Origin of the sequence: Pseudomonas sp. CCI3.1, from assembly GCF_034313985.1 — a bacterium.
GTDB classification, from domain to species: domain Bacteria; phylum Pseudomonadota; class Gammaproteobacteria; order Pseudomonadales; family Pseudomonadaceae; genus Aquipseudomonas; species Aquipseudomonas psychrophila.
Window position 1 is genome coordinate 574133 of record NZ_JAVIWO010000001.1, and the last position, 24695, is coordinate 598827.

Here is a 24695-nt window from a genome sequence, read left to right on the forward strand (position 1 = left end):
TATCAGGAAGATCGAAAGCCCCAGACGATTTCGACAACACGCATCGAGATCACCACGTAAATCAGGATGAGGGATGCCTGGAGGAGCAAGTGGTAGCGAAGAGTGGCGAGCCGGCGAATGCCGTCACTCACATTCAGTACCAGAAGGATTGTCGATAATGCAACAAGGCCCCACCCTGCCATGCTGGATGCCAGGAGCCCCATGAACAGATCATGTGTGCCTCTCAGGGCATCGGTCCCCGCTGCAAAAAGAAGTGCGCACACGACCAGGTTTTTAACGTTGTCGAAGATCTGCGTACTGAGATCGTTCTCCAGCAACTGCTGATAGCGCTTCCAAAGTCTTTGCATGGACGAACACCTCAACAATGAAGCCTCGATAACTGACGTGAGCTGTATCTCGGTTGAATTCATATACTGGTTATTCGTGCAGGGCATCCCACGCCTGTTCGCCGACAGCCCCTGCATTCCTCAACCCCATTCTGTTAGCACGCTTCACAATCGAGGGTTGAGTGTCAGAGACTTATTTGAGCCGTCAGGCACTGCAGATCATTAGCGTAGCAGTTGAACGTACGCCTATAGCGGGCCCGTACACTTTGCGTGAAGGGCTAGCCTCGCAACGACGAACAAAGCGCTGTGTGCAGCGCCTCAACTGGCATTGGAGAGCTGAACACAGATACAAAAGCTTCCTAGGACCAGCCAAAAAACCATAAATAACCAGGGCGTTCTCATGGAGAACATCAGAGACTTTCTATACCCCTTGTGACTGGACTCAGTCTCGTTGAACAAAGGGGAATCATCGTAGGCATTTCCCATCACAGGATCACTTTTGAGCAAATGGCTTTGCTTGAAATGCCAATGATCAATAATGACATTCGACGCTTTAAATCCTGGCCAGGCATTCAGTGAACTCACAACGCCCAGAACCGCCATCAAGGTGGGCACTATCAGAGTGAACAACTCACCCCACGCAGGATTCAGGTTGGCCATTGAGGAAGCGAACGCGATGACCAGAAACGACTGAGCCGTCAAATAGGCGTTCGTACGATTGGACAGCAAGGTGGTTTCGTACTGGATCTCTCGTCGATAGAAATCCAGACGGTCTTTCGGAGTACCAAATAGAAATACGTCCTCGGCAGACTCCCTTGGAACGTGAACATCCTCGGTAATGATCTTGGACACAGTAAATTTCCGTGGGATTGAATTTACTTAGAGTCCAATTCCCTCAGGGGTTCATTTGATTTATCCCGCGAGCGTTCCACAAACACCTGAAGTGGCGCTGTTGTCAGGTGTCCTGCCCTTTTACCTGGCAGATCCCATTAGCCCTGGCCTTACCTGTATATGAAACACTTGCAGAGCCGTCTGGATTGATCATCAACGAAATCGTAATACCGCTGCCCTTGGCCTCGAAATAGGTTTCACTGAACTTCTTCAGCGTGGCCTCTTTGCCATTGATATAAATGGGACCACCCTGATCGGCGTGGACCTCAGTGCCTCCTGGACAGGTTGCGTTAACTAACGGAACCCCGGCATGTACAAGGCCAGCACTCGAAGCCAGCAGAACACCTAACAGTAACTGTTTCATATAAAAACCTCCTGAATAGGTCGATAGCCTAAAGCACTGCTTTAGCTCACTTCAACACATCACGCTTCGGTGCGAGGTGTCTGCCATGGGGTTGCAAGCGTATTTTCACTGAGCAATAACAGGCGTCACACACAACAATTACGCGATTAAACGACTGCAATGACGGCCTGAATCTGAGCCGATTTTTTTGCGTTCAACCCCGTGAAATATCCCAGCAGTACAGCTGCGATTTGTCTTCTACACTCTTTTTGGCCAGTTTTGGGTCATGCCTATGAAGGCGCACTATAAGAGGGAGTATTGAAGATGGTTCGCAAAATTTTGGCGGTTGCGGCATTGGTGCTGTTGTCAGGTTGCGCCACTAACAGGGCAGAAGTGAATGTGGATGTTTTGCCACCAGGCAATACTGAGACACCGGCCCCCAGCAATGGCAAAAAGGTTTACATCAGTACCGTTGATAGTCGTGTCTTTGAGATCAAGCCTTCCAGATTCGATATACCGTCACTGAAGTACGACGACATCGACGACACGTCGATAACCGAGCGGGCGATTGCGCGCAAACGCAATAACTTCAATATGGCCATCGGCGACGTGCTGTTGCCACAGGGCCGTACAGTTTCAGGGTTGGTAGGCGATGCCGTTGCCACCGCTTACCGCCAGGCAGGCTATGAGGTGGTCAGCGCTCCCGGAGCCCTTGATGTCAGACAAGTGAACGTAAACATCGTTGAATTCTGGTCATGGTACACGGCTGAAGGCGTGCTCGATAAGGTGCTACGCAACAAGTCCTTTTTGCAGATAAAAACCCCAGGCAAGCCTGAGCACTTCGTGAAAACGCTGGTCAGCGAGAACTTGAAAGTGCCGACAGATACCGACTGGAAGAAAATCACCGAAGCCGGTCTTGAAGCCATTACCCAGGAAACCCTGAAACAGCTTTAAGCGACTTGCGGGACACAACAGGTCAGTGACCGTCTATTTCAAGTACCAGCTCACGGCTGTTCATGGATGTATTCGGTCACTGCCCGGATGGATAACGAGTGCAAAACGGGGCGCAAAGCCCCATTAAATGCGTGACGCGACCCTCTGACGGGCTCAAACCCTGGAAGCCGACCATCAGCGCCTTGAAGATACGGTACAGACCACCGTACAACTGCCGGCACACCTATGAGACAATACGCAATATGTCTGGCATGAACCCCCGCATTTATTTCCCAGCAGCTCGGCCATAACGTGCAGATGCTGCTGTCGACTTATGCGCGATGGATCAACTCAAGCTCAGATCGGAGTGAGCTTGAAGAGCTCCCAAAGGGGTCAAAAATTGGTCCCGGTCCAAATTCGCGCTTTCTAAGCTATTGATAGGTAAAGTAATTGATCTCCACAGCAAATATCACGATGCAGTTCGGCGCAAAGCCGCTATTCGAGAACGTTTCAGTAAAATTTGGTGCAGGTAACCGTTACGGTTTGATCGGCGCCAACGGTTGCGGCAAGTCCACCTTCATGAAAATCCTCGGTGATGATCTTGAGCCATCTGGCGGCCAGGTCATGCTGGAGCCGAACGTGCGTCTGGGTAAATTGCGCCAGGACCAGTTCGCTTACGAAGAATTCACCGTAATCGACACCGTGATCATGGGTCACGAAGAGCTGTGGAAGGTCAAGGCCGAGCGCGATCGCATCTATTCGCTGCCTGAAATGACTGAAGATGACGGCATGGCCGTTGCCGAGCTCGAAACCGAGTTCGCAGAAATGGACGGTTATACCGCTGAATCCCGTGCCGGCGAATTGCTCCTGGGCCTGGGTATCGGCATCGAACAGCACAACGGCCCGATGAGCGAAGTATCGCCGGGCTGGAAGCTGCGTGTTCTTCTTGCCCAGGCACTGTTTTCGGATCCTGAAGTACTGCTGCTCGACGAACCAACCAACCACCTGGATATCAACACCATCCGCTGGCTGGAAAACATTCTGACCCAGCGCAACAGCCTGATGATCATCATCTCTCACGATAGGCACTTCCTGAACAGTGTCTGCACCCACATGGCTGACCTGGACTACGGCGAATTGCGTCTGTTCCCGGGCAACTATGACGAGTACATGACCGTCGCGACCCAGTCGCGCGAGCAACTGCTCTCCGAAAACGCCAAGAAGAAAGCGCAGATCAACGAACTGCAAGCGTTCGTCAGCCGCTTCTCGGCCAACGCCTCGAAATCCAAGCAGGCCAGCTCCCGCGCCAAGGCGATCGACAAGATCACCCTGGCCGAGGTCAAGCCTTCGAGCCGTGTCAGCCCGTTCATTCGCTTTGAACAGAACAAAAAGCTGCACCGCCAGGCCGTTATGGTCGAGCAAATGGCTAAAGGCTTTGATGGCAAGATTCTGTTCAAGGACTTCAGCTTCACCGTTGAAGCCGGCGAGCGCGTTGCAATCATTGGCCCGAACGGTATCGGTAAAACCACCCTGCTGCGCACCCTGGTCAACGAACTGACCCCGGATGCCGGTACTGTGAAGTGGACAGATGCCGCTGAACTGGGCTACTACGCCCAGGACCATGCCCACGACTTCGAAGACGACATGACCCTGTTCGACTGGATGGGCCAGTGGACTCAAGGCGAGCAAATGGTACGCGGCACTTTAGGCCGCATGCTGTTCTCCAACGATGACATCCTCAAGTCGGTCAAGGTTATTTCCGGTGGTGAGCAAGGTCGCATGCTGTTCGGCAAGCTGATCCTGCAAAAAGCCAACGTACTGATCATGGACGAACCGACCAACCACTTGGACATGGAATCCATCGAGGCGCTGAACCTGGCACTCGAGAACTACCCGGGTACTCTGGTATTCGTCAGCCATGACCGTGAGTTCGTATCGTCGCTGGCCACTCGTATTATCGAGCTGAGCCCAAGTGGCGTGATCGACTTCAGCGGCACATACGATGACTACCTGCGTAGCCAGGGCGTTGTGTTCTGATTAAAGACACCCCGCGTCGTCGCGCAATACCCCATGCTGGCCAGAGCATGTGAAAACATAGCCTGATCAGGATCGAAAACAAATGCCCCGACGTGTCGGGGCATTTGTTTTTCTGGAATCTAAAACTCAAGGGGCTATGAACACATCCCCCTGCTTCCATTGGGCTATCGCTCCTTTGACCACCCTTTTCGTCCAGCTAATCCAGAGTGAATGGGCATAGAGGACAAGCGCATTAACCTCAAGTGCAAATACAAATCCAGCGCATCTGATAACAATTGCTATTTACAGATGAGAATAAGTCTTTAGTATCGACGCAATAGCGTAGTCCGTTGTCAGACAACGAGCTTCAGTCACTGCGATTTGTCTGAAAAGCCGATACGAATCTTTTCTTCTGCAGGATCTGTGTGATGCCCCTTCCCTTTACCTCTTCGTTGACCGGTGCCCTGGCGCTGGGTTTTTCTGCTGCAACCCTGGCTGCCACCACCAGTCCAGGTCCGCTGAACCTCGGTGAGGTGAACATCAATGCCCAAAGCGTGATAACCGATAACGCCACCACCGAAGGCAGCGGCTCCTACACCACCGGTGCCATGAGCACGGCTGTCGGCCTGCCGTTATCGATCCGGGAAACACCGCAATCGGTCAGCGTCATTACCCGTCAGCGCATGGATGATCAGGGCATGAATGACCTCAACGACGTGGTCAAATACGCACCGGGCATCACCCTTCGCAAGTTCGGTGGGGATCGCCAACAGTTCCTCGCACGCGGTTTTATCATTGACAACTTGATGTACGACGGCCTGCCCACCAGTCTCAGTACGTTCACCCTGGACACCATCGCCGGGGCGGATCTGGCCATGTATGACCGCGTAGAGGTCGTACGCGGCGCCACGGGCCTGATGAGCGGTGCCGGCAGCCCGTCAGCCACCCTGAATCTGGTGCGCAAGCGCCCTACCGCTACGCCGCAGGTCAGTATCACCACCAGCGCCGGGAGCTGGGATCGTTACCGCACTGAGGTGGACGCGTCGAACAAGCTCAATGAAGCGGGAACCCTGCGCGGCCGCGTGGTGGCGGCCTATGAAGATGACAAGAGCTACATCGACGAACGCGATAAACAGCGTCAGACGTTCTACGGCGTGATTGAAGCAGACTTGAGCGATGCCACCACCTGGACCCTCGGCGCCTCCAAGCAACGCGACGACGCCACCTCGGACTGGGGCAGCCTGCCAGCAGGTCCAAATGGCGAAGACCTGCACTTGTCGCGTTCAACATTCTTGAGCAACGACTGGGCCTATTGGGATCGGGACAACGTCAGCCTGTTCACCGACCTCACCACCCGCTTCGACAACGGCTGGACCTCCAGGCTGGCCTTCGCCAAGATCTGGGCCGAGTCCAACACGTTCTCCAGCTATTTGAGCGCAGCCAAGGGCGGCGGGTTTACCCAGTCCTCCGGCCAGTATGACACCACCGATGTACAGACCAACCTCGATGGCTCGCTCTCGGGCCCATTCCGCTTGTTTGGCCGCGAACATGAGCTGACGGTGGGTGCAAGCCGTCGTCAGGAAAAATTCGACCAGAAAGGCGGCTTCTGGGCCAAGGCCACGCCGATCGATATCTACAATTTCGACCCGGGCGTGATTCCCAAGCCGGACATTGCTGACCGTACCCCGTACCAGAGCCAAAACACCGCGACAGAAGAAGGCGTCTATGCCGCCGCTCGCTTCAACCCGTTCGACCCGCTGCACGTGATCATCGGCTCCCGGTTGAGCTGGTACGAATACGACAACCGCTCGGGCACCGGCGATTACAAGGTCACTCAGCAAGTCACGCCGTATGCGGGCGTGGTCTACGACATCAACGACACTTACTCGGTCTATGCCAGTTACACCGAAATTTTCAAGCCGCAAACCCAACAGGATGTCGCAGGTTCGGTGCTCAAACCGATGACCGGTGAAAGCTATGAAGTCGGGATCAAGGGCGAGTACTTCAACGGTGAACTGAACGTATCCTTGGCTCTGTTCGACATGACCCAGGAAAACCGTGCTTATGCGCTCGATACTCAGCCCTCCAGTTGCCTTGCCACCAACCGCACTTGCTATGAAGCCGCAGGTGAAGTCCGCAGCCGTGGCCTGGACGCGGAAATCAGCGGTGCCATCACCCCTGACTGGCAGGCTTCCGCCGCCTATACCCTGGTGCTGAGCCAGTTCGTCAAGGACAAGGCTTTTGACAAAGGCAACCTGTTCGCACCCAACCAGCCCAAGCATCTGTTCAAAGCTGCAACCACCTATCACTTGCAAGGCGATCTGCAAAAAGTCCGAATTGGCGCTGACGTGCTGGCGCAAAGCGCAACCTATGGCCGGGTCGGCAACGGTCATGCCGAGCAAGACCCTTATGCCGTGGTTGGCTTGATGGCTGGCTATCGCCTGGATGAGCACTGGGATGCACGGGTTAACTTGAACAACGTGCTGGATCAAAAATACTGGCAGGGCATCCCTACCGCCAGCGGTTCAGGGACTTACGGCGATCCGCGCAACCTGATGTTTTCGCTGAAGTGGACGCTGTAACACCTGACAGCTGATGCGCTGCACCGGCTCAAGGGTGGCAGGCGGTACCGATACGCCGCACGCCACCCTAATTCGCTCAAAGGTTGATAAACAACTTGCCAGCCAAGGCGGCGTTGATCTTGCCCCGGTAAACCTCAATCACATCGGTGCTGTTTCTCGCTTTCATGTACAGCGCTCGCTCACTCATCGTACGTTGCTCCAGGGTTTTCAAATGCGCTGCGGTGTAGGACTGCGGTGCGGCATCCTGGGTGTCGTAATGAAAGTGTGCATACCAGAGCACAGCGCCCGACTTGTCCTTGATTTCATATTCCTGGAGATAGTCCCTGCGCACCCCTTTGGACAGCGATCGTCTGGGCCCAAGCTTCGATGTTCCGATTTCGCCCTGGGTCATCAGGTAGTCCACCCGCTCCTCAGTGGGATACTGCTCCTTGATCATCTCGATCCGGATCTGCCGGCCTTCCTGCTTCAACCGCTCGGCGTTCAATTCCAGTTCGGCAATCGTCCCCCTGACAGCGCTGGCCCTGACGTCAGAAATGTGACCCTCGGCCACATCTGCGCCCGTCAATATGTCCTGCATACTCCGTGCGGTATCCGCTAACGCCTGGGACTTGCGAACCAGGATATCTTCGATTTCCAGCGGGATTTTCGCGGTTTTGGCTTGGGACTTGACCAGCTGGACAGTGCTTTCCACTTGCTCCAACTGCTCGCTCGCCTGGGATTCCAGCCGGGACAAAGCCCGCCTCTGGTTAGCGCGCCTGGGCGCAATCGGAGTTGGCTTCTCAACTTCAATCCAGCTCTCTCCTCCCGTATTCCTGTAGCTGCTGACCTTCATATTGCTCATCGAATCGATGACATCAACCACCTCTGCTGTCTCTCCGGCAACGGGGTCGCGCACCACCCCGACCAACACTTGCTGCTTGTCGGTCTTGAATACCTTCTTGGGTCTGGTCGAAGAATGCGGTCTGCTCTCGGCTCTGGCGGCCTGCTGGCTTGAAGAGGGAGCGGGTTCCTCCACTTCAACGTTTTCGATGGCCTTGATAGCGTTGCTGAAAATGACCTCTGCAAAATGGCTTAGCCGCTCAAGCATCCGATCCAGTGAGATGACGTATTCATTTCGAAAAGCATTGGATTGCAGGGCCAAAAGGCCACGGCATTGCAACCTTGCCACCTCGTACGCATGCAGCGCGCTATCAAAGAACGTTATACGTTCAGCCGTTGAAATCCTGCCATCCAGCACAATACTGGCTTGGGACATGGCCACGGTTGCCAACCTCGAATTATCAAAGTAATTGATGCAGTCCAGCTCAAGGGGTGTCAACTCACTGACTTCATGCTTTACCAACAATTCAAGCAACGTCTTTACATACACAACATTCCAGTAACGCCAGGCCGGGTCCAGATCCGCAATCTCGGTAATACGCTTCAAGTTGCTGTCATTGCCTGCATCCACGTTGCCGATTTCCTGCAAAGCATCGAAGGCTAATTCGGAAGTCCTCACCAGCCTTTTTTCCCATGACTCGGTGACTTTCAGGTCGGCAATCATTTTCTCATAGGGCCCACTTTCCCCACCTGCCAGGGATTCCAGGGCCTGAAACTTCACGTTGGAAAATCCGACTGACTGGGAGCTACCTTTTAGCTGGCGATATTCGCCTTCAATTAATACTTGCACATCAAACGCAAACTTCAGCACTGCCGCCAAACCATAGAGCTGTTCAGTTTCATAATTGGCAATGCGGCTGAAGGTATTCATTTGATGAAGCAATTTAAGTAACTCGGCCTGTTTTTTGTACCAACGCTCAAACTCAAGCTCCAGCCGCCCGATTAATTCGACACGCCTTGAAGTGGCCGATTTTAATAGCGTCAATGTCAGTTCCATCACACCTTGTATTGTTTGTTTTTGGGCGATCAGGGCGACCCGTTGAGTGTTGAATTCACTGATTTGTTTTTCTTTCGCTGCGCGCCGGGCTTGCACGGTTTTTTTGGGTCCGCCACCGCGCAGGCGAAGGCGCAAATCAAAGTCCCAACTCCCCTGTCCATCGGTCATCAGCCAGGGCCCCAGGCGCAGGATATTTCTGTCGTCCTGGATCACCAGACCGTCCTGCTCCCGGCTGACCCGATACACAGCATCCTTGATCTTGACCCAGTACTTGCCTTGATAGGTGTAAGTCCCTTTGAAGGGCCCGACCTCTATTTTCGTGGCCTTGCTCAGGTCTACAGCAACCTTGAAGGTTGCAATAGCCACGCTCTGGTTGGCCGTCATTTGAGGGCTGGCACCAAACCATGAGAAATCCAGCGGCGAGTAATCCTCTCGGGCATGGGCTGGCACCGTGCCGGGAGTTCTGGGCTGAAGCCTTACCGGTGCGGTACGGGGTTTTATCGGCTCAGGGACGCTGAACAACGGCTCGTCCACCGCCTTTTTGAGTCGCGCCTTTTGAGTCCGTTCAGATTGAAACGTGAGCCCGCGGTGCAACAGGGTCAGGCTGATGATAAACAACAGATCAAGCACCGATTGCGAAGCCGCAGCTTTGTCGCGTTCGATGCGCGCCTGCAGCCCCGTATCGATACTGAGCAGTACCTGAAAAAGCCAGGCGGCTTTGGCGAGGGGGCCACTGACGAAAAACGTGAGGCCGTTGAATAACGTCCAGGCGCATTGCTTGAAGAAGATCCAGCGCCTTTCCGAAACGCTGACTGACTGTCGATCAGCCAGCGCAATCAATGCGCCCGTGTTGGCATCGAACAGAAACTCAAAATGATCACCTTCCAACACCCGCTCACTTAACGTTGCCGGGCGGCGTGGCAACACTGCGAGCTCACCTTCCAACAGCACACTCTCAAGGTGGGGCCTGTCAAAACCGCCCTCCACATAGTACCCACGGCTTTTTTGCGGCATCCATTCCAGGACCTGGTCGTTCAAGGGTCCTGCTTGCTTGATCGCCGTCAACAGCGCTTGCCAACTGATGAATTCGCGCAGTACCTCGCTATTGAAAGGGCTGTACAGCACGAAAGGCCCTACTGATTTTTGCCTTGGGCCAAAGATGAACATATTGAGCACGGTATCCACCTTAGCCCCTTCATAGGGTGACAACTCAAGCGGCCTGATCACCACACTGTCATGGGCTGTGAGCCGGTCCTGGTGCATCAATTGCTGAATGATTTCGACACCGCGCGAGGTGATCGCTGACTCGCCTTTGATCTTCTTTTCCAGCGCGAGCATGGGCAGTTGATTCCTCAATTGAGCCTTGAACAATCCACGCCGGGTTCTGGCCACCTGTTCATCTTCAATCAGAAGACGCCTGAGCAGGGCAATGTAAGAACTGCCCACGTCCAGTTCCTGCACCAGTTGCTTGACGTAGCCTGCATTCATCCACTGCGGCAGGGTCACGCCATTACGCCCCCTGACAGACAGGAACCCGGGCGGTTTGCCACCGATGTAAGTCAGCGACAGGTCGACCAGAGACATGACGTCATCGGTCATCCAGGCCATTTGCAAGTTCTCGATACTTAAATCATGCACTTCAATATCGTCCACATTCACTGAGGTGGCGTGCGGGTGATCCTGAAGAATGCGTGAGCGCAGTTGATGGCTGGCGTAATCGGGCAACGGGGCCACATCGTCCAGAAAGGAATGGCCTCGCGCTTCACTTTGTCGGGTGATCTCAGCAGCCAGCAAGGCACTGTAGGCCAACTGATCATCGGCACTCCCCTCCTCAAGCCAGGCCGGGAATTGATCGGCCACCTGTTCAAACTGACTGCGTTCTCGGGCACTGAACACATCAGGCATTTGGGTGAGGTTGAGCAGCCCGTGCTCCAGTCGTTCGGCACTCCATCGCTGCACCCGGGCAGTCGCAAACATGGCATCAATGTCCTCAAGCTGCTTATCCAGCAGGGTATGTGCAAGGGCGACAAAAAACTCGTCTTCCGGCTCGTCCAGACTCCAGCTGGCATGCTCGGACAGAGGCGGCTCCAGCCCGCTGGCGAGGGTCTCACCGAAGGCCTGCAGCGAGTCAAACGCTTCGATCCCCCCCGCAAGCGACCAGGCCAGAAGAGTGGTTTGCTGGTCTTCAGAACGCTCAAGAACAGCCACCCCGGGCAGTCGAAAATAACGGGGTTCTCCCAGGCGGGTGGTATCTATATTGACGACATAGGCGCGATTGCCCCCCTCGCCCGGTGATCGCAAACGGTGCTGCTTGTGACTCGCCAGCGTGACCTCGGTCGCCAGGCTGACCTGCTCTTGAGTCAAGGCAGGTGCGCGCTGGGTATTCAAGGCAGCACTGTAAAGGCCGGCCTTCAAGGTACGGGCCAGCCAGCTCAAGGGGCTGTGGCCTGCACCGGATACTTGCCCCCAGAAGCACGCGAGTGCCTGTTTGAACAGTGTCGGGATCTGGGGGCTCCACTCACTGGCAATCACTTCAATATCACGCATGTTCACAGTCAGCAGGCTAAGCGCCTCAATATTGTCTTCGGTACTCAACCAGTGAACACCTTGCCTCAGGGTTCTCTCGGACAGCCCGGTAAAGCGTTCGATCATCAGTTGTGCCGGGGTCATAAAGTGAAAGCGCCGGGCCGGATCAACGGGCAATTGCGCAATGCGCAACGGCACTGCAACCTTGAGGGTCGCGCCCGGATGAATGCCCAGACTTGGGCGCTGCTCATTGAGCACTTCTACAAAGGTCCGCGAAACCACTGCTTCAAGGGTCGGTAAAGCAGAAAACTCAGTGTGCTTGAAGCTGCTGAGCACATCGAATCGGCTGAGATAATCAGGGGGCAATCGGGTCGAATTCATGGGGCAGATCCGTCTTCGTCAAAGGAGGCATGCCTGAAAAACCTGTGCATGCACAAAGACGGGATTTGAAACAATTTAATGCCGCTCCATGCCCTATATAAATAGGCTGGGTGATGGCTGCATGCCGCATCTGTTCACTGAATTATCTGAGCTTTGAGCCTTGCGGTACGGGTGCCGCCGATCAAACTTGGCGTTCTGCTCTTTCGATCTGCGGTCAGTGAAGGCACAATGCGCATCCTTTTTTGGCTGGCCATGCCGCAGGCGCCTCGAAATGATCAAAACCCCGTACTACCTGATTGATAAACAAAAGCTGCTGGCGAACATGCAGAAGATCGCCTATGTACGCGAGCAGTCCGGGGCCAAGGCCCTGCTGGCACTCAAGTGCTTCGCCACCTGGTCGGTGTTCGACCTGATGCAGCAATACATGGACGGCACCACGTCGTCGTCGCTGTATGAACTCAAACTCGGTCGACAAAAGTTCGCCGGCGAGACTCACGCCTACAGCGTGGCCTGGGCCGACGACGAGATCGAGGAGATGCTCGAGAACAGCGACAAGATCATCTTCAACTCCATCGGTCAGTTGCAGCGTTATGCCCAGGCTTCTGCCGGCAAAGTGCGCGGTCTGCGGGTCAACCCGCAGGTGAGCAGCTCCGACTACCTGCTGGCCGACCCCGCACGTCCGTTTAGCCGTCTGGGCGAATGGGACCCGGTGAAGATCGAACAGGTCATCGACCAGATCTCCGGTTTCATGTTCCACAACAACTGCGAGAACGGTGACTTCAGCCTGTTCGACCAGATGTTGTGCACCATTGAAGAACGCTTCGGCGAACTGCTGCACAAGGTTGAATGGGTCAGCCTGGGCGGCGGTATCCACTTCACTGGTGAAGACTATGCACTGGATGCTTTCTGCGCACGCCTGAAGGCCTTCTCGCAAAAATACGCGGTGCAGGTTTATCTGGAACCAGGCGAAGCTGCCATCACCCAGAGCGCCTCGCTGGAAGTGACCGTGCTCGACACGCTCTACAACGGCAAGCACCTGGCGGTCGTAGACAGCTCCATCGAAGCCCACATGCTCGATCTGCTGATCTACCGCCTGAATGCCAAACTGGCCCCGAGCGAAGGCGAACACACCTACATGGTGTGCGGCAAGTCGTGCCTGGCCGGGGACATTTTCGGCGAGTATCAATTTGATCGTCCGCTGGCCATCGGCGATCGGCTGTCGTTTATCGACGCAGCGGGTTACACCATGGTCAAGAAAAACTGGTTCAACGGTCTGAAAATGCCGTCCATCGTAGTGAAACAACTCGACGGTACAGTCGAAGTGGTTCGCGAGTTTGATTTCAACGACTACCTGTCCAGCCTCTCGTAATCTGGCAGAAGGGAGATTTAAACAAATTGAAGAAAAACGTTCTTATCATTGGTGCAGGAGGTGTCGCCAAGGTGGTGGCCCACAAGTGCGCGCAGCACAACGATGAACTTGGTCGTATCGCTATCGCGTCGCGCAACATCTCCAAATGCCAGGCCATCATCGACAGCGTCATCGCCAAGGGCAGCCTCAAGCAGCCCGCCGACATCAAAGCCTTCTCGCTGAACGCTCTGGATGTCGAAGCGACCAAGGCGCTGATTCTTGAAACCGAATCGCAGATCGTCATCAACGTCGGCTCTGCCTTCCTCAACATGTCGGTGCTGCGTGCCTGCATCGATACCGGCGTGGCTTACCTTGACACCGCCATTCACGAAGAGCCGGGCAAGGTTTGCGAAACGCCGCCCTGGTATGGCAACTACGAGTGGAACCACATCGAGGAGTGCAAAGAGAAAAACATCACCGCCATTCAGGGAAGGATTTGAAGGAAGAGCACAGGGTGGTTAGTGGGTATAGATGATTGCAAGATTCATTGATATTTTGATACATGCTATTTTATAGTATTTTGTACACCACCATAAAATCATCTTCAAAGAGCTGAAGGTTTGAGGAAGAAGTCAGTAGAAATTATGCAGATAAAAAAAGTCTTAGGAAGTTGAAGTGCAGCTTCTTTCCAGGAATGTGCAGCATGTTTGTAGGAAAGGTATATATACCCAAATTATCAATTTGAAGAATGAGTCAGTTAGTATCCTTGATGCCTATGGCAGCTGGAGAGCTGGGAAAATGGCATTTACAGCCAGCGTCTGCAGAATCACTGCTTTCTGATGGTTGTTTTTCACTATGCCTGAAATGAGTAAGAACAGGTTAGCTGTGGTGGCTCACTTGAATCCCAGCTCAGGTCTTAAGGCATGGCATATCAGGATTTGAGTTCAGTGCACAGGATGAAGAAAGCAGAGATGGTTATCAGACACAATGTCACAGATCACTTGAGATGCCTGGAAGAGAGCCTAGGAAGCAAATAGCTTGAGAATGCAAAGTACAGTTTGGGGAGTTGCTGTTAATGCCACAGCAGACAGATGAACAGGAGGACCAGGCAGAATGCAGTGGAGGCTGCCCTCTTGGGCAGGCGGGATAAGGTGAGCAGGAGCTGGCCTGGTTCTGCTCAAGGAGGAGAACAAGACGTCCCCACCAAGCTGATGATAGCACAGAGTTGCTGCAGCCAGCTGCCTGACAGGGTCTCAGCTAGTCTTTGCCTTTGACAAACAGAATAGTTTGGGTCAATTGGTGCCAGGCACAAAGTCAGCAGTGTTCAGCATTGTCAGTTGGATTATTTAGTTGTGCTTAGCAGAATCTTCTTGTGAGCTCCTTGTTGTTACTTTTAAATTTTTTGAGGACAAGTGAGATTTAGCTGTAGTGATTTGGATGAAGCAGATAGAAGAAGAAGGGAACAAAGACGATGTCAAGCTTTAAAGGGGAATGAAGAATAAGGCTCGTGGCAGGCTTCCCACAGAATTCTGCTGAGTGCCTCAGCTGGCATTTAGAGAGCTGACAAGCTGCCAGGCCGTGCCGGGATTCCATCGCCAGCAGCGGCCGTAGCCTATATGCAGCAATGCAGACTGCGCTGTCATGATTTTAGCATTTGATTGTAAGATTTTCCCCCTGCAATGCTCTAGCTGAGATCAGCTGAGACCAACAAGCCAGATCATGCCTCTGGGTCAGGCCCCCAGCCACACTGCTCCCATGAGAAGAATTGATTAGGTCTGGCAGGTGCCGATATCGCTGGCGCCGCCAGGTAGAAGGATCGATCGGGGCCGAGCTGCCCGCGCCGAAATGGCCGGGCACGGGCGAGAGCCCGGTGCCATGTCATTCGCCCAACTCGAGATCATGGCACCGTCTCTTGGTCCGCAAGCACGATCATGGCTCCTTGGCACTAAAATGACCTCTGCCTCCCAGGTTCAAGCGGTAATGCCATTCCAGTCTCCCGAATTACCCCAGGTGGGACTGAGGCCGCCCATGGCTGCGCCGGCTGGCCTGTTACCGAAGAAGTGACCCAGCGCCTGATTTTGCCCACAGACCGCTGCTGGCGAAGGCGGCGGTGATTGCCCTACACCGAAACCCGGCCCAACGCCAGGCGAATTCTCCAGGCGACCGGAAGTCGTTCGACCGGCTTGTCGGCCACCAGGTCACCACGTTGGTGGAGGAAATGAAGAAGAAGGCCTGGCCGGGCGAGCTGGCGCCGGCGGGGGCCACGACCGGGCGCTACGCCACCGGTCGATCAAGCGCAACAGCGCGAGTCGACGGCGGGTTACCTGCACCAGCGCCGGGTGAAGAACGGCCAAGAAGGCGGCGACCATGCTCGGCATCCCGCCAGCACCGCAGGACTACAGCAGTTCCAGGAGGCCAGCCGAGGCCTGCGCGGCCTGCTGGAAAACCAGGCCCGCTTGCAACGGATCGAGGACCTCGCAACGCCTCCCTGCGTCCGCATGCCGTGAAGAACATCGCCCTTCGTGGCCAGCGCCGCGAACACAGCGAATTCGAACGGCCTGACCAGGTCAACCGCAGCGAGCGCCAAGAAGGTGTTCGGCATCAGTTGCAGAACAACGTCTTCGTCGCCGACAGCACAGGAGACGAAGAGCAGCGCGACGACCTGCTGGAGCGAGCGACGAAGACCAGGTCCACAGAGTTTGCTCTGTTTGTGTTTAAATGCAGATCCATGACAGTATGTTTGTCAGATTGGCACAGTTCTGTTTAGCTTTTGGGAAGACAATTCGATACGAAAGCCTGAAAGCGAAATATCCACTTGGAAAAGATTCTGGAGATTCTACAACATGCTGTTTCAAACACAGTCGATTGAATTCAACACTGTTAAAGGCACAGATGATTTCTCAGAAGTTAGCAGTGCTTCTGCTTCTGTGTATAGGTTTACTGGCGTTTCCTAGCATAGGCCTCAAACCCAGCACATCCAGATGCTGTTTCAAAATGCCATCAGAAAGCTCTGTCAAGAAAGTTATCTGTGAATGGGAACGAAAGCAGAGGAAAATTACTGCGTCATTCTGTCTAGATTTTATACGAAGCGCTTGATTCCAACGAAGGCCATACGAAGTCCAAATATCAATTATAAAGACTTTACAAGAAGGATTCTCAGACATGCTCTATGAAACAGAGAAACGATGCTCCACTGTGAGTTGAAAGCACACACAACAACACAGCAGTAGTTTCTGAGAATGCTTCTGTGTCTAGTTCTAGATGTGAAGATATTTCCTTTTCCAAAGGCCTGACTTGAAATCCTAGATGAAATATCACCAATTCAAGTTTACAAGAGTGCCACAATCAAACAGAGTCACAGAACTGAGATGCAGTTTAGCTTAGAAGAATTCAGATGTCACAGAATGCTGCTTTTAGTTTATCCCGCACATGTACCCGTGATTGCTTCTGCTTCTGTCTACCCTCATACGAAGAAAAACACAAGAAATAAACCCGCTTGATTATCAAAGGCCACAAAGGAGTTCACATCACTTGCAGACTTTACAGAGTGTTTCAAGCTAGGATTTGTTCAACACTGAGTTGAATGCACACACAGCCTCAGAAAATCAGTTACTGGGAACGAAAGGCCTCACGAAAGGTCAAAAAAAGGCCTGACTAGCCCTGAGCTAGCCGACAAAGGAAGCAAACATACAAATACACAGCCAAGAAGGTCAGAAATCGTTTGCAGGTCACATGAGCTGGTGAAACTACCAGTTCTGTAGCTGTGTTGCTGGAGTTATTGAAGGAACACTGCTATAACATCACGGAGAGCTGATTTCAAACTGCTGAGATCAGGTGCCTGCGTTTTGTTTGTTGCCAGTAATTAATTAATGTACAAGATGCTGTCCCAGAGTGTTGCCCAACGATAGTGCTGTCGAGCAGTGATCCTGCTGAGTAACTACCAAAGGACTATAGAGGAGAGCCACCGCGCCAGGCCTGATTAAATGTTGTTTGCCGTGGAGAAACAGTCCATCCAGGCAGGAGCTCAAGCGAGTGATCTGAAGGCCTCCCGAGTACTGGGATCAGGCGTGAGCCCTGTGCCGAGCCTGTTAGTGGAGGTTTGAGGTTGCAGTGGCACGATGGCTCACAGCCTTGAGGGCCCAGGCCTGATATCAAGCGATTTTTGGCCTACGATTACCCGGCATGGTCTGTTTTTCATTATTTTTTCACCATATGTTTGCCCTCCAGGCTGGAATGCAGTTCACCGCTGTGTTCGGCTCTCGCAACCAGCTGTCATTTTTGTATTGTTTTTTTTTTTACCGCAGTGGCTCAGCTCATAGCCTCTGCTGCTGGGTACGTGATTGAGATGCGGTGTCATCACCCACGAACTAGTGCTAGTAGCGCAGGATCTTGCTGCAGCTCAGTGGCTGAGCTACTGCGAGCTATCTGTCGACCTCCCAGCATAGCTGGGACTAAAGCGCGAGCCCCGCGCCGACTAATTTTTGTAGTAGTACTTTTAGTACAGCAGTGGTGGAGGATGAGGGTGAGGATGGAAGAGAGCAATTCTTCACGTTGTGTAAGAACATCAGATGCATTCACTTGAATTGATCGCTTCCTGTGTCATTTCCAGTTCTTTCACGTACGTTACTGTACTGTAAGTGTTTGACGTTCTGTTCTATGTCACGTCTAATTTTTACATTGTTGTGTGAATGGGCAGCCGTTGCAGCATGCCGTGTGGGTTATTATCGTCAGTTTGTCCTTGCAGAGTGCATAAATCACATCTCACTGATTTGCATGGAGCCGTGCTGCAGCAGTGTCTGTTCACCACTTGATACCTGATGATTTAATCATAATTAAAGAATCATAGCCAATAGTACCTGGCGGGTTTTCTTGGTATCTCCAGTCGGTCAGCCTTCAGTGAGCACCAGTGTCGCTTCCCTAAAGGCTTTCAGGTAGTTTTACCATCTGTTGTATTTTGTTTTAAAGGATTATTCATTCTGTTTCAATCTATTCAATTTTAAAGCAACTTGATAGTAATTCAATACTTTGTGTCTCGTATCTGAATGGTTTTTTTAATACAGAGTTTTTAATAAACTTGTTTCATATCTATAGCTGAGTTTATCTTCATAGCAGAGTCACACATTTATTTATGTGCATTTAATTTTTTGAGGGTTTATGTAGCTATGAAGTCTAGCTGTTAGTCATGATGGGTGTAGCATGAATCATATGCTTTATATGGCCTGTGTAAATGAGACATGCTGACTGATGGGTAGTGTTTTTGTTGAGGCTGGAGTGGTGAATCTGTGATTTGTTCTTCAGTTGATTTTTCTGGTTTGACTTCGAACTGTATTCTTCTTCAATGGTTGATCACTTTAATAGGCCCTTAGCACGTAGTTGAATGAATGGTCTTTAGACTTTGTTTTGTTCTGAAACTGTAAATTTCAACAGATTGCAGTTTTTTAGATTATTGAGTTTTGAAAATGTTAATTTATATAAATTTTTTATTTCCAGATTTTAGCAATGCCATAGAGCACAATGAAAACGAAGTACTGTTGCCACCGTTATTCCCGCTTCAGAGTGTTGGACTGCTCATTATCGAAGCTGTGAGAGACATCCGCTTCACCAATAGGGAAACGGACATTATCGGAGCTACCGGAAGGAAAGCAAAAGTGATACCACTCCAATTTATGATATTGCTCACGAAATTGCCTGCGCTGCTCTGGAGTTATCTTGACACCTTGCACAATTCCGATAGCAGAAACAAAATTCGGGTACCCAAGTGCCTTGCAGGTAAAAAAAATAAAATCCAAACTCCGCGAACCAATTTCTCTTACTTTCGGATTCCCCCTTAGACGCAAACCGTTAACTTTAACCTCCAGCCCTCTAATGAAAAGCTCAAATATTGAATCAGTCAAATCAATACAGGACATTTGGTTTACATATAAAAACCTAACCAAATGACTCAAATGAAAAGCATATTGTCGCAACGTCCCGCCGTTATTTTTCAGGGATAGGTTTTTCTTGATACATAACCATTGGAGATAAGCGGTTACCTGAAAGCAAAATTTTCCATCTGGGTAGTAAAAGCATGGCAGGCCACCTACTGATCTAAAAATCAGTTCGCCGTCCATCTGCAATAAAACTGGTAGCACAGCAAAATGATCTAGCGGACGGTGCAATTGTAATTTATTCATGGGACATCCGCCCATGATAATACAATACGGCATGAATGAATTTTATTTCCTTTTCATAATAAGTGATGCGATTTGGTAAGTCAGCAACGGCTAACTTCCAAGCCAGATCCATGAGACGTTGAATAACAAGTACTTGCTCATGAAGTGCTATATCCTGCAATTTTAGAAGCCTACTCAACTCCTGTTTATCGGTGGTAAGACACCGCCTGCTTTCCTTATGTGCGCGGATGGGCGCTTTCTTGGCAAGGAGAATCTTTAATTCACTGCGTAATCCGTCAACACCTTTGAATCCGCCTGCCAAAGTATTCGAATGCTTTATAAATGTATTTAGAGACATACCCAAAATCCCGCGACTCGTATCAGCATATGATGCGAGTGTACCTTGGCTGGAAATTGAGGCGACAAACTTTGAATCTCCAATCCAATGTTCTGGATTGGCTATAGCCTGTATAAGAAGTTTTTGTACATTCAAGACAGACCCACGCAGTTTGTCCTTCATACTAAGTCACCTCGTAAACTTTAACACTAGATGCATACTGACTTGATCATTTCCCTCTGTAGTAGTAGAGGTCAATACTTCTGGAGCAAGGTCAATTACTTTATCTTTAAGAAGACCTAGCACCTGATCGAATAGAACGGGGCTGCATGCAGACGAAAAACAACTCACATTTACCGAAATCAGTCCTCTTTCAACCTGGTAACTGTAATTTTCATAAACATCAGACGCGGTATCAATAAAAATATCTGCCACTCCTAGCCTTGTCATCAACACATCTTTTAGAGCATCAAGATTCTCGATATCAGTAAAACCATTGAGGAGTGACGTGCAGATTTTCTCAGCTTTGACGACCCGCAACATTGAACCCGGAGTAACTTTAGTTATGTATCTCACCAAATGCTTAAAGTTAGCGTGTCCCAAAACTGCACGCAACGAGTCAAGTCCGTAAAAACCCGCACTCCAGAAAAAGGCGGTAGCAAAAAAACCTCGTAACTGATGCTGCCGGATATAAAATCGCAGCGATACTCCATCAGACCCAGCGATAGTTGGAGTTTCGATAAGATCACATGCCCTATCTAGATAACTATTATACATATATGGCGACAACTCGTAAACTTTACTCCCCCAAGGCGAAACGGCTAAAAATAACGAACAGCTTGAGCCTATCAGACCTAATAATTGACACTTAAGATGAAAGCTTCGCAACTTCCATATAATTTTCGCGATCATCTTTGGCACTGGAACTCTCAACTCATGTTTACCGTTGGGATTTCCTGTTTTGCCAGCACTGAAGTCTATTGAGTACATTTCGCTATCACCAACATCACTATAAGGATCAATTAGCGGGTATAAACACTCTGTTGATAAATTTAATAACTCTTCTTGACGTCTAGCCGCGAAGAGCCCAATCAAAATTAGGCAACACCCCATCAGGCCGCAGTAAGTCTGATATAGAGCTTTGCATTTTCGCATTTCTTTAAATAACAATCCGGTAGTGACACTACGCACGCCACTAGGTGCCAATGTCCACAGTTCAAATCCATTAAAGCCTGGGTTGTCATTCGCAAAATACCCGCTAATATTACAGCTCTGCTGAAAGCCAACACTGTGTTCCATAGCGAATACAATTAGCACTTCTTCAACGGCTTCAAGTACACGTGCAGTATGACACTCTTGAAATTCATAGCTTTTTTTTATGGCATAAAAAACAATCTCATAAGGCAGCAAGCGATATCTATCGTTACTTTTTTCTTGTATGTGGGGTCGTACAGCCCCCGCAGAAAGTCCAGCAATCTCTTCCGAGTCAATACCAGTTTTTATATATGAATCCACGATGGTTAAATATTTAATAACGCGGATATGATCACGGATCACTTGACTAGTAAGACCTGGACGGGACGGATTTCTTACCGGAATCATCGCATACTCCCTACTTCTTACACACCCCCATGTAAGTTCACTCGGTATTTTAAAATTCATGGTAATGCCCAACAAAGTGTTCCTGTATTCTTCAGATATAAAGATTTTTGAATTAAATCTAACGCCTCCATTATGTGACACATACATGTTTGTCTTAAGTATGAACACCCTCGCCTTGACAATCTCCGCGTCAGTCAAATCGAGTTCTCGCTCCTCCGGATCTGGTAACTCCGATAGCCCAGGCCATTTTAACTCTGCGGTCGATATATCTTCCGCAGTAACCGTCAGGATTTTTGGTTTAAGCCAGTCAGAAAGATGTTTTGAAAGACGGTAAAGATTTTCCGTAACCGGAGGCGAGGTACACTTAACCAAATAAAGATTTATGCTATCTGCACTCAGCAAAGCAAACCCATTATTTACCACATCAAAAACATTATCATGTATTAACACCCAGTCCACGAACAAAAGAGCCTTAGCAATGTAATCACTTTGAGTAATACCACCCACATCTAATCTTTTCAGAAACTTTGGGTGCACCTGCAAAATTATAAAAAGCTTTATCACCCACAATAAATGATCGTTTTTTGCATCTGTAAGCAAACTCCCATCGGAAAGAAAGATATTAAAATTTATCACTCTACCAAAACACGATCTAGCCTTTGAAAACTTACAGAGCCACACAGTGCGCCTCGCGGTCGTATCACCACCCATCCACTTCGGCTTATCGATTTCAATCTCCCCCGTCCAGCCCTCTTTGCTTTTCTGGACAAGAAAAAGGCGCTTCTCAAAGCAATTCATTTTGTACAAATTACGCCACAGCTCCGCATCCTCACTTGACAGTATTCCAGGGTTGCCGTGCGTGGGGGTTGGCTGGTTTCGTCTTGTTCCCGGTTGGCACAACCCCCACACAAACAGCTAACAAACAGAATCACTTCGACTCTGCACAACCAATTGTCGCAACTTCGTTGCGAGCTCGGGTAGGTGCTTAGCTGCTCGTAAATGTAGACAACAACGTCATTAGAACATATGGCGATCTGACCAGAGTCATGCAAGTTCACCACTGCCCTCATCAAACTTGCAGCATGGAACCAGTGTAGCGCGGCATCTTTAATAGTCTCTCCACGAGCCTGACACTCTTCAAACACGTCAGCTAGAGTTATAAGCGTGGTGCAAAGTGCCGGCGAGACCGGAATTACGGCCCGTGACGAATTTGCCGGCGCACTTTCAGAATAGTATTCCTGTATAAATGCGCGCAAACTTACACTGTCCGGCATCGGCTTCAAACGATAGTGTTTCAAAAACGCATCAAGCTCCTCAAGTGTATTAAAGTCCAAGGCATTAACTAGATATACACTGTCTTGCATGGACTCAAAAATCAACGCATTATCAAAAAAACGAGTCCGCCGACTTGAAAAATATTGCCTAATTTCCAAAGGCAAATACTCTTTCAAATCATCTTCACCCGCCCCTGTATGTCCAAGATCCTCAGCCATGGCGTAGGCATCTCCACTTTCAAAAAAACGCATAACTGCTACATTTACTCTAAAAGGGCGCAATCCAATTCGACTGAGCACCACTCTTGTATCGCTTTCACAAAACTTCTTTAATGCGATCGTCAATGGGCAGGTGACATGCATATTTTCGCTGAACTTATCAAGTTTGTTAATTCGACCAGGGTAAGAGAACCCTCTATGTCTACCAAGTAATAGGTAACGCCAGCTATCATCACCTATCGATTTAAGGTATGCTCTTGCCTGCTTAGTCAACTCTTGAATATCTCTAAATAGTGATTTGCTTTTCGGGTTTAGGTTAATGACTTGTTGGGCGTTTAAAAATCCCATTCGAGATTTTTCGCTCACGACAAATGATCCATCGTCTCGAACGCCGTATTCTTGACCGTTACTACCCGTCATCTCAAACTTTATTAGCCAACTTGGTGTAATTTGGGGATGCTGGTATACAAGTAAATACAGCAGTGGAATCAAAGTCGTTCCTGTCAGAAGGCCCAGCTTCGACGCCAAATCTGATTCCTGCTCATAGAGCGTATATTTATTGCGCTTGCCTAACCTAGAATAATTGTATATTTCCCAGTTGTAACAGTATCGCGCGAACCTTTCATCATCTTTACTCTCGAAACCTGTTTTCAAATTATCCCGATATGAATTTGCGGCTTTTTTCCTGCTATTAACTAACGCAAGGGTTTGCTGCCTCACCTGCTCGCAGACATTAGCGATATTTAATGTATCTTCTGTTATATCGCGACAGACTTGAGCAGCAACTTTATCGCTGCTGATGTGTAAAGGCATTAGTGTAATCATCGCCACAAGTTGCTGCTTAGTTGGCTGCGCAAGCTCTGGCCCGCTCACAAAAATAACTTTAGACAAATCATATGCTGGAGCGGCAAACACTTTGTACGTAACAAAAAACTCATAAACAACCAGCACGATTTGCGCCCATCTTTTTTTAAATGCGGGAAGATTGTTTCCTAGACTCCTTACGCGAAGCTCCTCGACTTCCTTAATGTGATCAAAGAAAGCGTTCACCTCTCCACTATCAAGAAGAAGATCAAGAGCCTCTTGAGCAGGAAGAAAATGAAACATATAATCAGAAATAAACTTTATATTTGACAGCTTGTACAAGGCTGTGCTTTTTTTGAATTTTCTTAGATACCTAAATATCTTATTTGAAAAATCATCAGCATACTTTGCTCCATACTGTTTCCTAGCCAATTCTAAATCTATAAGCATCTCATGGCCGTCGCTAGAAACCGCCGTCCATCCTTCATAATAGTCCAGCGCCTGCTGGCTTCTCCTACCGGCCAAATATACTCTTATGCTTTCATCAGCAGAACCAATTAAACTCACCTCAATCACCGTAGCCTCATCGAATCCTATACCTTTAAGCCACGGCTTTGCGACTCTAAATATGACCTCTGTATAGTTTACATTCGCATCGGTTTCGACAAGTAAAAACCCTCTAAACTGCATGAGTGTTGTTTTCGATAGTCTTATCACCTGTGCAGATTTTGAAACCTCATCAGTCACGCTTAAAAAGGCATCAAATAAATGAGCACACAACTCTAACGTTGTGAACATTTTTATCTGATGCGGCTGATCGCGAATTTGATCTAGCAATTCGCTTCCAAGATTTGGCATACCGAAAAATTTTATTGATCTCAGTTTTATCATTCCCTATTACCCCTAGGAATCGGTGGCGTACTTTCTAGCAAATCATCACCCAAAGATTTGACAAAATATATCACGCAGATATTATGGCGCTCTGTTCAGCACTTGCCTGCAAATCATAAATTGAAACTAGAAAACTTATGTTGTACGAAACCCAGGACTCAATAAGTTCGACACAGATTGTACGCACCTTGCCG

The 24695-nt window shown here is 50.1% G+C and carries 13 protein-coding genes and 1 pseudogene; 6 read left to right on the top strand and 8 right to left on the bottom strand.

Annotation, left to right across the window (positions count from 1 at the left end; all coding sequences use genetic code 11):
• Positions 1-2: 2 nt before the first annotated feature.
• The 3 genes from RGV06_RS02400 to RGV06_RS02410 all read right to left on the bottom strand — a co-directional run bounded on the left by RGV06_RS02400 (position 3) and on the right by RGV06_RS02410 (position 1581).
• Positions 3-347, bottom strand: a complete 345-nt coding sequence (locus tag RGV06_RS02400) for a hypothetical protein (protein WP_037031803.1) — start codon at positions 345-347, stop codon at positions 3-5.
• A 297-nt stretch (positions 348-644) separates the two neighbouring features.
• Positions 645-1169 (bottom strand): hypothetical protein, encoded by a 525-nt coding sequence (locus tag RGV06_RS02405; protein ID WP_416194574.1) that lies wholly within the window; start codon positions 1167-1169, stop codon positions 645-647.
• Between the two features lie 112 nt (positions 1170-1281).
• On the bottom strand, positions 1282-1581 hold the full coding sequence (locus RGV06_RS02410; protein WP_019822822.1) for a hypothetical protein: 300 nt from the start codon (positions 1579-1581) through the stop codon (positions 1282-1284).
• Between the two features lie 303 nt (positions 1582-1884).
• Here RGV06_RS02410 and RGV06_RS02415 point away from each other — a divergent pair, with 303 nt between their 5' ends.
• The 3 genes from RGV06_RS02415 (at position 1885) to RGV06_RS02430 (ending at position 7091) form a co-directional block, all read left to right on the top strand.
• Entirely contained in the window at positions 1885-2514 is a 630-nt protein-coding gene (locus RGV06_RS02415; RefSeq protein ID WP_322149263.1) for a flagellar biosynthesis protein, read from the top strand.
• Between the two features lie 429 nt (positions 2515-2943).
• Positions 2944-4530, top strand: a complete 1587-nt coding sequence (locus tag RGV06_RS02425; protein WP_082113439.1) for an ABC-F family ATPase — start codon at positions 2944-2946, stop codon at positions 4528-4530.
• 407 nt (positions 4531-4937) lie between these two features.
• Entirely contained in the window at positions 4938-7091 is a 2154-nt protein-coding gene (locus tag RGV06_RS02430; protein ID WP_322149264.1) for a TonB-dependent siderophore receptor, read from the top strand.
• 76 nt (positions 7092-7167) lie between these two features.
• Here the strand turns inward: RGV06_RS02430 and RGV06_RS02435 are convergent, their stop codons facing one another.
• A complete protein-coding gene (locus RGV06_RS02435) occupies positions 7168-11874 on the bottom strand; it encodes a dermonecrotic toxin domain-containing protein (protein ID WP_322149266.1) in 4707 nt (1568 codons plus the stop codon).
• A 271-nt stretch (positions 11875-12145) separates the two neighbouring features.
• Between RGV06_RS02435 and RGV06_RS02440 the strand changes: the two genes are divergently transcribed.
• From RGV06_RS02440 to RGV06_RS02450, 3 genes and pseudogenes are all read left to right on the top strand, one after another.
• Positions 12146-13243, top strand: a complete 1098-nt coding sequence (locus RGV06_RS02440; protein ID WP_019822832.1) for a carboxynorspermidine decarboxylase — start codon at positions 12146-12148, stop codon at positions 13241-13243.
• Positions 13244-13269: 26 nt separating this feature from the next.
• Positions 13270-13713: pseudogene (locus RGV06_RS02445) on the top strand (saccharopine dehydrogenase NADP-binding domain-containing protein); the annotation flags it as partial.
• A gap of 2012 nt (positions 13714-15725) precedes the next feature.
• On the top strand, positions 15726-15989 hold the full coding sequence (locus tag RGV06_RS02450) for a hypothetical protein (protein WP_322149268.1): 264 nt from the start codon (positions 15726-15728) through the stop codon (positions 15987-15989).
• A gap of 2773 nt (positions 15990-18762) precedes the next feature.
• Here RGV06_RS02450 and RGV06_RS02455 read toward each other — a convergent pair.
• Genes RGV06_RS02455 through RGV06_RS02470 form a run of 4 tightly spaced genes read right to left on the bottom strand, consistent with a single transcriptional unit; the run spans position 18763 to position 24501 of the window.
• The gene (locus RGV06_RS02455) at positions 18763-19395 is read right to left on the bottom strand and encodes a hypothetical protein (RefSeq protein ID WP_322149269.1); all 633 of its coding nucleotides are present in this window, start codon (positions 19393-19395) and stop codon (positions 18763-18765) included.
• Positions 19388-19894, bottom strand: coding sequence for a hypothetical protein (locus RGV06_RS02460; protein ID WP_322149270.1), 507 nt, complete (start codon positions 19892-19894; stop codon positions 19388-19390). The genes RGV06_RS02455 and RGV06_RS02460 overlap by 8 nt, the downstream gene beginning before the upstream one ends.
• A gap of 6 nt (positions 19895-19900) precedes the next feature.
• Positions 19901-22120 (bottom strand): hypothetical protein, encoded by a 2220-nt coding sequence (locus tag RGV06_RS02465; protein WP_322149271.1) that lies wholly within the window; start codon positions 22118-22120, stop codon positions 19901-19903.
• Positions 22108-24501, bottom strand: coding sequence for a hypothetical protein (locus RGV06_RS02470; RefSeq protein ID WP_322149272.1), 2394 nt, complete (start codon positions 24499-24501; stop codon positions 22108-22110). Before RGV06_RS02470 ends, RGV06_RS02465 begins: the two co-directional genes overlap by 13 nt.
• Between the last annotated feature and the right edge of the window lie 194 nt (positions 24502-24695).